This window comes from Chitinophaga rhizosphaerae, from assembly GCF_003958645.1.
In the GTDB taxonomy this organism is placed as follows: domain Bacteria; phylum Bacteroidota; class Bacteroidia; order Chitinophagales; family Chitinophagaceae; genus Chitinophaga; species Chitinophaga rhizosphaerae.
In genome coordinates this window covers 1-14416 of record NZ_RXLO01000017.1, presented here as the reverse complement: position 1 = coordinate 14416, position 14416 = coordinate 1, and the positions used below count along the sequence as shown (strand labels likewise).

The following is a 14416-nucleotide window of genomic DNA, read 5'->3' as shown; positions in this document are numbered from 1 at the left end:
GCCGTTGGATTTTTAATCAATTCTAAAGTTGCCGTACTTTGCCGCAGATTTTTTATAAAGAAGAGGGACCAAAGTATGAAGGTTTTCAAATTTGGCGGCGCAAGTTTAGAAACTATTGAGCGCATCCAGCAGGTAGGAAAAATTATCGAAGCGAATGCATCCGGCAAGCTGCTGGTGGTGATTTCGGCGATGGGCAAAACGACCAACGAGTTGGAGAAGGTAGCCCAGAACTACTTTATGCGCAAGCGGGAGATCGCCGCGCAGCTGCTCTTCAACATCGAGCAGCAGCACATCCAGGTGGCGCAGTCGCTGCTGGGCGACCGTGAGCATCCGCTGTTCACGCAGTTGCAGCAATTCTTTACCGAAGCGGAATGGACCTTGGGCGAAAAGCCCATCCGTTCCTACGATTACTATTACGACCAGCTGGTAGGCCTGGGCGAACTGCTCAGTACCGCTATCGTAAGCGCCTATTTCAACCAGATAGGCATTACCAATACCTGGGTAGACGTGCGCGACGTGTTCCGGACAGACGATAACTTCCGCGACGCCAACATCAACTGGGAAGTCACCGAACTGCAGGTGAACCAGAAGGTGCTGCCGCTCTTCAATACGGCCAATATCGTCATCGCACAGGGCTTCATCGGGAGCACGGACCAGAACGAAAGCGTGACGCTCGGCCGCGAAGGAAGTGATTTTTCCGCCGCGGTGTTCGCCAACCTCCTCAACGCCGAAAGCCAGACGATATGGAAAGACGTGACCGGCCTGAAAAACGCCGATCCCAAGCTTTTCCCCGATACGATCGACATCCCGGAGATCGCGTATAACGAGGTGATCGAGATGGCGTATTATGGCGCGCAGGTGATCCACCCCAAAACGATCAAGCCGTTGCAGAACAAACAGATCCCGCTGTACGTGAAGTGCTTCCTGGATATGAATCTCCCCGGCACGGTGATCCGCCAGGATGTGGACGACCATAAACTGCCACCCATCATCGTACTGAAGAAAAACCAGGTGCTCATTTCCATTACTTCCCGCGATTTCTCCTTTATCACGGAAGATAAAATCAGCGAGATTTACGAAATCTTCCACGACAAGAAGATCAAGATCAACCTGACCCAGAACGGGGCCATTACCTTCTCCTGCGCTATCGACAACAACCCGGAAAAGATCGAGCTGCTGATCAAGGCGCTGCATGGTGGTTACCGGATCAATTATAACGAAGGACTGGAGCTGCTGACCATCCGCCATTATCAGAACGGGCTGATCGACAAGCTGACGAAAAACCGGAACGTTTTGCTGGAGCAGCGTTCTGCCAATACGATCCAGATGGTGATCAAATAAGTAACGAACGATTTGAATTGAAATATCCGCCAGCCCGGGAGCCTATCCCTCGCTGGCGGTTTTTTTATTCCCATGTCGCCCTCCTTCCCGGCCAGGCGTATCCAAGCCGCTCCCCTACTATTTTAGCACATCCATATTATTTCGCCCCGCCTTCACATTTATTACCTTTTCTTTCAAACACACATTCTTTTTCATTATTAAATTGTAATTTTTTGCTGTAATTTGGGGCCACAAGCAAATTTCCTGAAAGTATCCATAGAAAAGAGAGTTGTATTTTATTGAATATCAATGCTAAAATCAAAATCCACGTCAAATGTCACCACTATTTCATTTAGTTAACATTTCTTTAATAGTTCCTTAACCTGGGAAGTTAGGTGAGCGCTGGATAAATTTCAATCTTGCGCCCGCAAACGGAACATTCATGACCGCATACATTACCCGCAGGGCGGAACACCGCACCTGCAGGACTTCTCATGCTCATTACACATCAATCTATAAACTACTGTATCATGCGCAACATGCTTAGAAAACTATGCGCGGGACTGTTCCTGACAGGCCTCCTCCCATTGGCCGTACTGGCCCAGCAAGGCGGAGCCTCGATCTCGGGGACCGTATCCAGCCAGAAAAACGAGCCATTACCTGGCGTTTCCGTGGAAGTGAAAACGCCGGACGGCCAGCGGAAAGGTACCGCTACCGACGGAACCGGCAAATTCCGCCTCGCAGGGCTCCCTGCCGGCACGCCCGTTACCATCACTTTCACCTTCATCGGCTTCGAAACGCAATCGATTACCGAAAAAACCCTTAAAGAAGGCGACAACCCGATTCCCGCCATCACCCTCGCAGACGCCGCCAAAGGCCTGAACGAACTGGTAGTGGTAGGTTACGGCACCCAAAAGAAAGTGAACCTCACCGGCGCCATCAGCCAGGTGGGCGCAGAAGCGTTTGAAAACCGGCCCGTCGCCAACGTCACCCAAGCCCTGCAAGGCGCCGTTCCCGGCCTGAACATCACGTTCACCGACGGCCGCCCCGGCTCCAACGGCCGGTTCAACGTGCGCGGCACCAACCCGCTCAGCTCCGGCGCCCAGCCGCTGGTACTCATAGACGGTGTGCCCGGCTCCATGAACAACGTGAACCCGCGCGACATTGAAACGGTTACCGTGCTGAAAGACGCCGCCGCAGCGGCCATCTATGGCGCGCGCGCCGCTTTCGGCGTGGTGCTCGTTACCACCAAAGCCGCCAAAAGAGGGAAACTCACCGTGAACTACGGTAACAACTTCAACAAATCCTACTCCACCGTTTCCACCGACTTCATCACCGACGGCTATACATCGGCGGCACTGAACGACGAAGCCTTCTTCGTAGCGAACGGTAAAACCTATACCCAGTATACACCGAAAGACATGGAAGAACTGAAGAAGCGGCAGACGGACAAATCGCTCCCCAGCGTGGTGATCGATAACCGTAATGGCCGCGACCAGTACGTGTATTACGGGAATACCGATTGGTGGGACGAATTTTTCCTGCCGGCGCAAGACGGTATGGAACATAGCCTGAGCATTTCCGGCGGAACCGATAAAGTGGACTTCCTCGTATCGGGCCGCATGTACAACAAGAAAGGCATGATGCGCCTCAACCGCGACGTGTACAACTCCTACAACATGCGCACCAAGCTCACCGTGCGCGCCAACAAATGGCTGACGTTCTCCAACAACACGCAGCTCATGATCGGCAAGTATACCTACCCGGGCTGGGATCCCAATACGAACTTCGTGAACTCCACCGTGCACGCGCTTCCCTCCTATGTCCCGAAAAACCCCGACGGCACCGCCACTTACATCACCGCCCTGAACAACTACCAGATCGGCGACGGCCTCTTTTCCGACCTGCTGTACGGCAAAAACAAAGGCGTTCAACGCTGGAATGAATTGATGAGCACCTGGGGCGTTACCGTTAAAGTGAACGAAAACATCAACCTGTACGCCAATTACACCTTTACACTGAACCCTGCGCGGGATAACGACAACCCGACAACGGCCAGCTTCCGGCAGACTTCCTCGCCCTACTCCATCTATCCCGGAGTGATCAGCAAAGTGCCCAGACCCGACTTCCTCCGCGAAGAAACCAACCAGGATTACTACCACGTTGCCAATGCCTATGGTGAATTCACCAAGAGCTACGGCAAGCATAACGTGAAATTCATGGCGGGTTACAACCAGGAACTGAAACAGTTCAAACGCATCACGTCCGAGCGCGGCGACCTGCTGTCGCAAGACCTGAACGATATCGGCCTCGGCTCCGGTTACTACATCACATCAGGTGAGCAGAAAGAATGGGCGCTGCTCGGCTACTTCGCACGCGCCAACTACGACTACAAAGGTAAATACCTCCTGGAGGTCAATGGCCGGTACGACGGTACGTCCCGGTTCCCAAAAGACAAGCGTTTCGGCTTCTTCCCTTCAGTGTCTGCAGGCTGGAGAATCAGCGAGGAAAGCTTCTTCGAACCGATCAAGAACACCCTCAGCGATTTGAAATTCCGCGCCTCTTACGGCAAGCTCGGGAACCAGGTCACGCGGTCTGAATACCCTTACATTCTCCTGCTCAACCGCGGCACACAGAACTGGATCAACAGCGGCAAGAAACTGGAATACCTCACCTCGCCCAATGCGATTTCGTCGAACCTCACCTGGGAAAAAACAGCTTCGCAGAACTTCGGCCTGGATGCAGGCCTGTTCCAGAACAAACTGACCCTGAGCTTCGACTACTATATCCGCGATACGAAAGACATGCTCACCAAAGGCACGACGCTGCCCGTAGTGTTCGGCACCGGCGAACCGCAGGAAAATGCCGCAGACCTCCGCACCAAAGGCTTCGAGATCAGCATCAACTACCGCAGCTCGTTCGACCTCGCCGGCAAACCCTTTGACTGGAACGTTGGCGCCAACCTGAGCGATTTCAGCTCGGTGATCACCCGGTTCTCCAACGACAACAAGCGCCTGAACGATTATTACGTAGGCCAGAAATACGGTGATATCTGGGGATATGTGACCGACGGGTACTTCAACACCGACGAAGAAGCCGCCGCATGGCAGGCCAAAGTGAACCAGGATCTCGTGGGCTCCAACATCAAAAACGCCTCCGCACAGTACAACAGGCTGCTGGCCGGTGACCTGAAGTTCAAAGACCTCAACAACGACGGTATCATCAATAACGGCCTGAACACCCTGAGCGACCACGGCGACCTCGTAAAGCTCGGCAACAGCCAGATCCGCTACCCATACGGCTTTAACGGCGGCGCCAGTTGGAACGGCTTCGACCTGTCGTTCTTCTTCCAGGGCATCGGTAAAAGAGACTGGTACCCCGGTGCCAACGCAGATAAATTCTGGGGCCCTTACAGCCGTCCGTACTACTCCTTCCTCCCCACCGACTTCCCCGATAAGGTTTGGACGCCGGAAAAAGGCCAGGACAGCTACTTCCCGCGCCTGCGCGGCTACATCGCCCTCAACGGCAACAACCCGCTCACCAACGTCAATGACAAGTACATGCGCGACCTGGCGTACCTCCGCCTGAAAAACCTGACCATCGGCTATTCCCTGCCCGACTATCTGCTGAAACGCGTGAAACTTTCGCGCCTGCGCGTATATGTCAGCGGAGACAACCTGATGACCTGGACCAAACTGGACAACAAGTACATCGATCCGGAACAAGCCAATGCCGATTCCAACGGCCGTGTGTACCCTTTCGGCAAAGTATTTTCCGCCGGCCTGGACCTGTCTTTCTAACCCATCAATCGCACAACAATGAAAAAGCAACTTTCCATATTTGCCATCGCCGCGGCCGGGCTCTTCAGCAGCTGCAGCAAGTTCCTGGACCGGCAGCCGCTTTCGCAGGTAGCGCCAGACCAGTATTTCAATAACGACAACGAACAGAAATTCTACCTGAATTCCTTCTACAGCGCATTCCCGTCTGCCGAAGGCGTGTATAACGAGGATATCGATAACATCGTGAAGCAATCCCTCAGCGACCAGGTGACCGGCCGCCGTACTGTGCCCCTGACCGGCGGGAACTGGACCTGGACCGAATTGCGGAAGATCAATTACTACCTCGACAATTATAACCGCGTGATGCCGCAGGAGCAGGTAAACCGGTTTGCCGCCGTGGCCAAATTCTTCCGCGCCTATTTTTACTTCGACAAAGTGCAGCGTTTCGGCGACGTGCCCTGGTACACCAACACCATCGATTACCAGGACAAGGAAGCCCTTACCAAACCCAGATCGCCCCGCAAAGTGGTGGTTGACTCCATCATTGCCGACCTCGATTTCGCTATCGCCAATATGGACATCAACACTTTCCCGCAATCCACGGAAATGGTATCCAAATACACGGCCATGGCCTTGCTGAGCCGCGTTTGCCTGTTCGAAGGGACATGGAAAAAATACCGTAACGAAGCCGGCTGGGAAGCCCTGCTGGAAAAATCGGCCGCTGCCTCGCAACAGCTGATGAGCGCAGGCAAGTACAAAATTTACAAATCCACGCCGTCCAAGGCTTACCTCGAGCTGTTCGCTTCCATCGCGCCGAACAAGGACGAAATCATCCTCGCCCGCACCTTCAGCAATGAGTTGTCGGTTTGGCATAACGTGAACTACTACACGATCACATCCTCTTACGGCAAGCCGGGGCTGGATAAGCAGCTCGTGAACAGCTACCTGATGGCGGACGGCTCCCGCTTTACGGACATTCCGCGGTATGACACCATCACGTTTTACGGTGAAACGCAAAACCGCGATCCGCGCCTGGCCCAAACCATCCGCACGCCAGGTTACTCGCGCATCGGGACCAACAACCCGCTGGTGCCCGATTTCGGCGCAAGCGTGACCGGCTATCAGCTGATCAAGTTCGTGACGGACATGTCTTTCGATTCTTACAACCGTTCCATCAATTCCATGCCCGTTTTCCGCTATGCGGAAGTGCTGCTGAACTTCGCCGAAGCCAAGGCGGAACTGGGCACCCTCACGCAGGCCGACCTCGACGCATCCATCGGTCAGCTCCGCGAGCGTGTAGCCATGCCCAACCTGAATCTCGTGGCCGCCAACACCAACCCCGACCCCTATATGGCCGCGCAATACCCGGCCGTGGCCGGCGCCAACAAGGGCGTTATCCTCGAAATCCGCCGGGAAAGAAGGATCGAACTCGTGATGGAAAGCCACCGCTGGAACGATCTCATGCGCTGGCAATCCGGCCAGAGCGTAGTGCGCCAGTTCAAAGGGATGTACTTCCCCGGTGCGGGCCAATACGACCTCGACCGCGACGGCAAGATCGACGTGTACATCTACACCGGCGACAAGCCGAGCCCCGCAGTAGCCGGTGTCCAGTACTTCAAACTGGGCAAGGATATCGAGCTGGAAAATAATGCCGGTAACGTACTGATCAACCGCACTACCACTAAAACCTTCCAGGAAAACAGGGATTACCTCCAGCCGATCCCCATCCAGGAAAGGCAGTTGACAAACAAAATCCTGACGCAGAACCCGAACTGGAACGACGGACTGTAGCCGCTCAGGCAATTTTTATAAACAGGAAAGGCGCCCCGCATGAGGGCGCCTTTCCTGTTTTGTATACCTGTTGCTCAGGGGTTTGCGGCGAGGTATTGAAGGGCGCGTTGATAGATAACATCTTTCCCGCCGGCGAATTCCGCAACGGTCAACGGTACTTCCACATCCGGCCCGATGCCGATGCCTTGCGTATAGCCGCCGTCCGGATACAGGACGTCGAGGCCGGAGATGACGAACCGCATGTCCTGGTTGCCCACCATGGGGATTGGGGTTACGTCTCCGTCGGCACCGCCCGTAGTACGGCCGAAAAATACCGTATTGCCTTTACGGGCCTTCACGATCATGGTGAGCATTTCCGGGCGGCTGACAGACCGTTCCGCGATCAGCGCCACTACTTTTCCTTTGAAATGAACCTTGCGGTCGGGACCGCGCTTGTACTCCAGCGTTTTCGTGAGGCCGGGGTAGCCGATCGTCCCGTTCCATAAAATGCATTCCGTCTGCTTTCTGAACAGGAAATGCGTGAAGTTGATGAAATCGAAATTGGGATAGGTACGGCATTCGATGATGAGCGATTTGGCTTTCGACAGCAATTCCCGCGTGGTGTCCGCCATTTTGCCCGACCATTTCGCGGGATCAATGTACAGGATATCGCCATCGAGCAATTGCATGGCAGGTTTGGGTGCCGCAATTTTCTGCGCTTCCTGCTGCTTCGCCCATGCCCTCGCACCGGCAGCCCCGTATTGCGCTATTTCCTCATCGCCGTACCGGCCGCGGAACGTTTTGGCCTGGCCGCCGCTTTCATAACCGACCGTGAGCGTATCGCCACTCCCCGGCATCATTCGCAATATGCCCGATACGGAAATATAATAGTCCTTCATTTCGCTGCGCGGGTCGCTCATGTTGGCCCGCAACAAATCAACATACCGGCTAACTGGCGCTCCGTTGACGGTATGTACCCGGTCGCCCGGGCGCATCCCGCTCAATTCGGCAAACCCGGAATCGGCTTGGTGCACAAAAACCGTATCGCCGATCACAGCCATGGCAAAGGGCAAGCGGATGAGCCGGCCCGGCAGAACGTATTCCGGGAATTTAGCGTGGGTGGGCATGATACTGTGACCGTCCGTAATGGCGGCATTGAGCTTGATCAGGGCGCGGGCGTAATCGCGGTCGGTATCCGCATTGGCGAACTCCGGTATGAAACGCGCCAGCTTTGCAGGCCACCCGCCTTGCTGCTGGTATTTCGCAGGAAGGTAATATTCGATGATGTTCCAGTAGCGGAAAAGCGCCAGCAGCCGGAAGTGCTTTTCGGGCAGGAAGTCTTTCCCGTAAGTTTCTTCCCTGAATTGGGGAGACGGATATCCGGAAACGTCGGGTGTGATGATGTATTTATTCTTGAATGGCTTGAAATAATCTGCCAACGCGGTTAATCGGTCTTTTTCCTCCTGGCCGAGCTGCTTTGCGGATGCGATCCAGTGGTGGTTTATGTTTACTTTTTCGATCTCCTTCGCATCGGCGAGCTGCTTCGCGCCGGACTTACGGCCGGATGGCGCGGAAAGTGCGGCGGAATCGAGCATCGTGCGGATGGAGGGAAGCACACCGGCGGCGGGGTTTTCGTCCATCGATTTCAGTTGATCGATCAGTACTTTATCCCAATCGATGTTCCGTTCGCTGATGACGGGCGAGAAATACTTCAGGTACCCCCAAACCCGCGCCAGCAGCACCAGATCCGCCGTTTTACCTGTATCCGGGGAAATGGGGCGTTCTTGGATGGATGCCAACTGCCGGCCCGGGACAGCCGCGCAACCGGATACGATATTTACGGCGATCGATGCCAATATGCCGAAAGCGAGAAACCGGGTCAATGTCTTCATGGAGGTATAACATTAAAAAGTAGGTGAATATATGGTTTTGCCGCGATTGCGCAACGGCAATCCGTATATCTAGGAACAAATCCGCCCCACCGATATGCCACATGATAAGCTCCATCGCTTCCTCGACAAGCGGTTCCCGGCGTTGGAGGCACTCGTTCCGCAATACCACATCGCTTCCTACCTGGGCGTTACGCCTACGCAATTGAGCCGCATCCGCAGGAAATCCTCCGGCCGCTGATTTCTTTACCTATGTAAACGGAATTCACATCCCGGACATGGAAAAAGTACTGGCCCGACTTTCGCCACGACTTGCCGGAAGGATCATGAAAAACGGATAAAAAAACGGCCGCCCGGATTGTTCCAGGCGGCCGTTCGGAAAATTCCGTTACGGATTATTTCACGCGAACCGGATCTGCCGGCTTGGGCACCGGCTGCCAGGTTTTCGTTTTCAGTTCTTCCAGCAGGATCTGCACGCCTTTCTCCAGCTGCGGATCGCGGCCGGCGATCACATCGGCCGGGGTTTGTTCCACATCCACGTCTGCTGGCGTACCTACGTTTTCGATGATCCATTTGCCATTGGTATCGTAAATTCCGAAGCTGGGCGAAGTCACATAACCGCCGTCGATCAGCGAAGGATACCCGCTGATGCCCACCAGGATGCCCATGGTACGTTTACCCACCAGCTTGCCCAGTTTCTTGTGATTGAACATCCAGGGCATCATATCGCCGCCGGAACCTGCGTATTCGTTGATCAGCATGGCTTTCGGCCCGTAGATGCCGTTGCCGGGCGTAGTGAAGCTGCGGCCGTCGCGCACGCCCCAGTAACTCATTACTTCCCGGTTCAGCACATCTATCACATAATCGGCCACGGAACCGCCGCCGTTGAAGCGCTCGTCGAGCAGCAGGGCTTTTTTGTCGGCCTGCGCGAAGTAATACCTGTTGAAGGAATTATACCCTTCGCGGCCCGTATTGATCATATGCAGGTAAGCGATCTTGCCGCCGCTCAGCTGGTCTACCTTCCTGCGGTTCCCTTCCACCCAGTCTACGTAACGGAGACTGTTTTCCGTAGACACGGAGACCGGTTCCACCACGATGTCGCGCGCACCGGTTTCGGAAGCGGAGCTATTCACTTTCAGCGTTACCTGGCGGCCGGCCTGGTTCTGCATCAGTTCGTGGATGCTGGTGGTAGCGGTCAGCGGAACGCCGTTAACGGCCAGGATGTAATCGCCTTCCTTTACGTTGAGGCCGGGAACGGCCAGGGGCGCTTTGGCTTCGGGGTTCCAGCTTTCGCCGTTGTAGATTTTAGCGATGCGGTAGTGGCCGCCGGTCACTTCGTAATCTGCCCCCAGCATGCCCACGTTCACGCTCGGACCGGAAGGCATATCGCCCAGGCCCACGTAGTTGTGGCCCACCACCATTTCGCTCATCATTTCGTTGAGGAGGTAAGTGAGATCGGCGCGGCTGCTCACATGCGGCAGCAGTGCCTCATATTTGCGGCGGTTGGCGTCCCAATCCACACCGTGCATGTTTTTCACGTAGAAGTAGTCCTTCTCGATCTTGTACACTTCGTCGAAGATCTGTTTCCATTCGGCCACGGGGTCTACGTAAACGGTCACCTTAGACAGGTCTACCTTGCCGTCTCCTGGCGAGGGCTTCCGCTCCGTTCCCACGATCTGGTAATTGTTCCCGCCGGCGGCGATGAGCATTTTTTTCCCGTCTGCACTGATCATGAAACGCCCGCCTTTGGCGAAGGTTTCCGTTTTTCTTTCTTTCAGGTCGAAATACTTGATCTCGCCTCCGTCGGAGTAGAAAATTTTATCCTTTACCGCGCCGTTCACGCCATAGATAGTGCCTTGCGGGACCGGGACCGTGATAATACGCTGCTGCAGGCCGTCAGCATCAACGAGGGCGGCCTCCGGCTTGGCTGGCGTGGCTTTGGTGCTGTCTTTCTTCTTGTCTTTCTCTTTCTCTTTCTCTTTATCCTTATCTTCTTTCTTTTCGTCGGTTTTCACCGTTTCCTCGTCGCTTTCCGGTGTGAAAAGCGTAGCCGTTTTTTTCGACAGCACGGCGGCGTATAGCGCCATTGCATTGCCGCGGTCGTAGGTCTGCATGTGGAGCCCGCTGAGGCCCATACCGCTGTTGGTGCTGGCCGGGAAGAAGAGATATTTTCCGTCGGCGCTGAACGAAGGCGCGCTGGCATCGCTCATGCCGTCGGTTACGCGTACGGTTTTGCCGGCGGATACTTCATACAGGAACACTGCATCAAATCCATTCTCTTCGGCATTTACGAACGTGATCCATTTCGAATCGGGCGACCACGACGGCTGGAACGGGTTGCTGCCGCCGGAAGGGATGCTCCCGTTGGCATACGTCGCCACTTTGGTGATCTTTTTGCTGGCCACGTCGAGCACGAAGAGGTTGAAGTGTGCATCGCTGTACAGGATCTTTTTGCTATCGGGCGACCAGTTCAGGCCGAAATAATACACGGTTTTACCGAGTTCGATCTCGATCGGCGTATCCATTGCTTTCTGGTCGCGGAGGATGAGTTTGTAGTTGCCGTCTTTATCGGACACGTAGGAAATGTACTTTCCGTCGGGGCTCCAGCCCGGCAGGCGTTCGTGGGAGCCGGGGGAATTGGAGATGTTGCGCACATCGCCTTTTTCCCTGGGAACGGAGAGGATTTCGCCGCGGCCTTGCACGAGGAGCCTCGCGCCGGTGGGCGACAGGAATACGTTCTCGAAACTATTCAGCTTTTCGTAACGCGGCCGTTTGGAGGGAATATCCGCCTGAAGGCTCACGGAAAGGTTAGTCACTTTGCCGGTAGCGGGGTCCAGCAGGTGGAGGGTGCCGGCCTGTTCGAAAGCGAGGGTTTTACCATCGCCCTGGAGCGATTTCACATCGTCCGACTTGTAGTGCGTTACCTGCGTAATCTGCTTCGAGTCTGTATCGTAGCGGAAAACGTTCATGGTGTGGTTGCGGTCGCTGAGGAAGTATACGTTTTTGCCGATCCATTGCGGGCGGATGTTGTTGGCGTTTTCCCCGGGGATTTCCACGATCTGGTTATTGGCGTGGTTGAAGATCCAGATTTTAGGCGCATAACCGCCGCGGTAGCGTTTGAAGGGGCGGTACACGGCGCCGCCTTCGGTAGGATCGGGATTTTTGAAGTATGCGGTAAATTTCCCGTCGGGCGAAACGGCGCCCTGGGTGGCTTCGGGAATCCGTTGATGCGGTTGCTGGAGACCGCCTTTGAGACTGGCGGTGTAGAGGCGCTGGGTACTGCCCGTGGGCGATTCCAGGCCGGAAGCGAAGAGGATATGATCGTTATCCACCCAGCCGCGAACGATTTCGGAAGAGGGGTGGAACGTGATGCGCCGGGGCTCGCCGCCTTCCACCGGCACCACGTATACATCGGAATTGCCGTCGTAGTTACCGGTAAAGGCTACCCATTTGCCGTCGGGTGAAATAACGGGCTCCGTTTCCAGGGCCGGGTTGATGGTGAGCCTTTTTGGCGCGGAACCGTCGCGGTTCGCGATCCAGATATCGCCGCCATACATAAAGGCCACGTGCTGCGCGCTCACCGTAGGGTTGCGGAGCAGTTTGGTGGGGCTTTGCGCCATGGTGACGGGTGCGCCGGCCAGCAGGAAGGCGCCGGCGGCAAGGAACATACTTTTCTGTATCATAAGCAGACTTGGGTTTGATATTGCCGGTAAGAAACGGCAGTAGCGCAAAATAAGGATAAAATCCCAAGCCGGAAAATCGATATTGCAAGATAAGAATGTCGCGCCGCCGGAAGGCCCGGGGCGCGACGGGATGGAAAACTCAAGTCAAATTATACGATAAACGGTGCTACGATATCCAGCACCGCCTGTTTGCTCAGGGGCTCGTCAAACGCTTCTGTGGCGGCATTCATCCCCACGCCCGTTCCGTTGATCCCGACGATATTGATCCCCGCCTGCGCGCTGACTTCTTCACCATTATAACTGGCCTGCACGGCGGCTCCGATACCACCGGTATCTTTCCCGGTAATCCAGGGCTTGATGGTATCATTGGCCGTGAGGTTCCTCCGCATGTAGCGGATATGGGCGGCATGGCGCGCCTCCACGCTATGGATCTTCAACGCGGCCGTCAACACGTCGTTACTGGCGATCAGCTCGCCCGCCTGCCCCTTGTAGGCCCGGACGCCCGTATCCTCGAAAGTCTGCGCCACGGCGAGGAAGAGCGGATAATTCGAAAAAACGCCCTTGAACGGCCCGTTCCCGCTGCCGTCTCCCGCACTGAAATCGAAGGTGGGCTTGGGGACCGGCGTTGCTCCCAGCGAAATGATCGTAGTTTTGAGGAGCGAGACGTGTGCATTCTCATGATCCCGGATCGTGGCGATTGCGCCGGTGGGCGGGCCGGCGGGCACCAGGCCTGGTGCCGCGGCGCCGAGGGTGTAAAATTCCGCTTCGAGATACTCCAGCGTAAGGGCGAATTGCAACACCTGTACGATGCCGGTAGTAGATTGCCCGTAGGCTTTCTTAAACAAACTGCCCAGCGCGAAAGGTATCGCAGCGAGGGCAAGTTTGCCGCCAATGCCTGCCAGCCCGCTGATAGCCGACCGCCGGCTGCTCATGCGGTCGTGGAGCTCGGGGTCTTGCTGTTCCAGTTCGGTAATGATATGTTCGATGTTCATGTTTCGGATTTTAGATCAGGAAGTGGGAAGATTGGACGCGTTGATCTTCGATTTAAGGAAACCGCCGGCTACTTTCAGCACGTCTGCCGGTGCGAGCGCCATATCAAGCCCATTGGCGTCTACGGCTGTGTTGTCGGCGAAAGAACCATTGCTCAGCAAATCACGGATCATGGCCGCGTGCCGCGCTTCCACCGAAACAATCTTCCCTGCCAGCAACAGGTAAGCGCCATCGGTGATCAGCTTGCCGGCGCCGTTGTAAGCCGCCACGCCCAGGTCTTCGAATGCCTTGGCCGTTCCCAGCACACTCGCCCTGCTACTGAAATCGACCTTGCTGAAATCCGCCTCCAGCATGGGGATCGCTTTTCCACCCAATGCATTCCGGAAAAATTCACGGTGCGCGATCTCATGATCGCGGATGTCTGCGAGAAATTGTTGCTCCGTTGCCGTAGCGCCGCTGAAAAAAGATTGCGTTACACGAATGTAGAATGCGGCTTCAAGTTGCTCCAGCGCATAAGCATAATTGAGAATCCCGATATCGCCACTGCCGAGATTGACGCCATTATCGGGCGAAGGATCGTCGTTATTGGAACAGGCATGCATCAGCGTGGCCGCAGCAGCGGTTCCCGCGAAAAGCGAGAGAAACCGCCGGCGCTGCTGGCCTTTCTGTGATAGCATGGCATGCCCCTCCTGTTCCTGTGGAACATTCAATTTTTCTGCCATAAAATCTTCTTTTACTGGTGGATTAAAAAAGGGTACTTCTCAGTGAATGGATTTGGATGTTTTCACGAAGATATACGGGGCCAAAATCCAATTAGTTTCAATCGTCAGAAAAAAATACATACGGTTGTTTGCATACACTAAAATACTCTGCACTGAAAGTGCAGAGGTTTGGGTATGCCGGACTAAAGTCCTACTCCAGCATTAAATTTTCAGCATTAGCACCTGGGTCATCCTTGTGGTGATCCAGGTATTCTTGCACCATT

8 protein-coding genes are annotated in these 14416 nt (G+C 55.1%); 4 read left to right on the top strand and 4 right to left on the bottom strand.

All coding sequences use genetic code 11. The features are described 5' to 3' along the window. The first annotated feature begins 75 nt into the window (after positions 1-75). The 3 genes from EJ361_RS24255 (at position 76) to EJ361_RS24245 (ending at position 6890) form a co-directional block, all read left to right on the top strand. Positions 76-1341 carry an aspartate kinase gene (locus tag EJ361_RS24255; protein WP_126249172.1) on the top strand — a complete coding sequence of 422 codons (1266 nt, stop codon included), beginning with the start codon at positions 76-78 and terminating at the stop codon, positions 1339-1341. A gap of 509 nt (positions 1342-1850) precedes the next feature. After that, the gene (locus tag EJ361_RS24250; RefSeq protein ID WP_164714411.1) at positions 1851-5120 is read left to right on the top strand and encodes a SusC/RagA family TonB-linked outer membrane protein; all 3270 of its coding nucleotides are present in this window, start codon (positions 1851-1853) and stop codon (positions 5118-5120) included. 18 nt (positions 5121-5138) lie between these two features. Further along, a complete protein-coding gene (locus EJ361_RS24245; protein WP_126249170.1) occupies positions 5139-6890 on the top strand; it encodes a RagB/SusD family nutrient uptake outer membrane protein in 1752 nt (583 codons plus the stop codon). A gap of 74 nt (positions 6891-6964) precedes the next feature. Here EJ361_RS24245 and EJ361_RS24240 read toward each other — a convergent pair whose 3' ends face one another. Continuing rightward, a complete protein-coding gene (locus EJ361_RS24240) occupies positions 6965-8761 on the bottom strand; it encodes a S41 family peptidase (RefSeq protein ID WP_126249169.1) in 1797 nt (598 codons plus the stop codon). Positions 8762-8855: 94 nt separating this feature from the next. On the opposite strand from EJ361_RS24240, the gene EJ361_RS24235 reads away from it, so the two are divergent. Continuing rightward, positions 8856-8999 carry a hypothetical protein gene (locus EJ361_RS24235; protein ID WP_205687103.1) on the top strand — a complete coding sequence of 48 codons (144 nt, stop codon included), beginning with the start codon at positions 8856-8858 and terminating at the stop codon, positions 8997-8999. A gap of 154 nt (positions 9000-9153) precedes the next feature. Here the strand turns inward: EJ361_RS24235 and EJ361_RS24230 are convergent, their stop codons facing one another. The 3 genes from EJ361_RS24230 to EJ361_RS24220 form a co-directional block, all read right to left on the bottom strand. Next, positions 9154-12441 (bottom strand): S41 family peptidase, encoded by a 3288-nt coding sequence (locus EJ361_RS24230; protein WP_126249168.1) that lies wholly within the window; start codon positions 12439-12441, stop codon positions 9154-9156. Positions 12442-12590: 149 nt separating this feature from the next. Continuing rightward, positions 12591-13433 (bottom strand): ferritin-like domain-containing protein, encoded by an 843-nt coding sequence (locus EJ361_RS24225; RefSeq protein WP_126249167.1) that lies wholly within the window; start codon positions 13431-13433, stop codon positions 12591-12593. 15 nt (positions 13434-13448) lie between these two features. Next, on the bottom strand, positions 13449-14153 hold the full coding sequence (locus EJ361_RS24220) for a ferritin-like domain-containing protein (RefSeq protein WP_126249166.1): 705 nt from the start codon (positions 14151-14153) through the stop codon (positions 13449-13451). Positions 14154-14416: the final 263 nt, after the last annotated feature.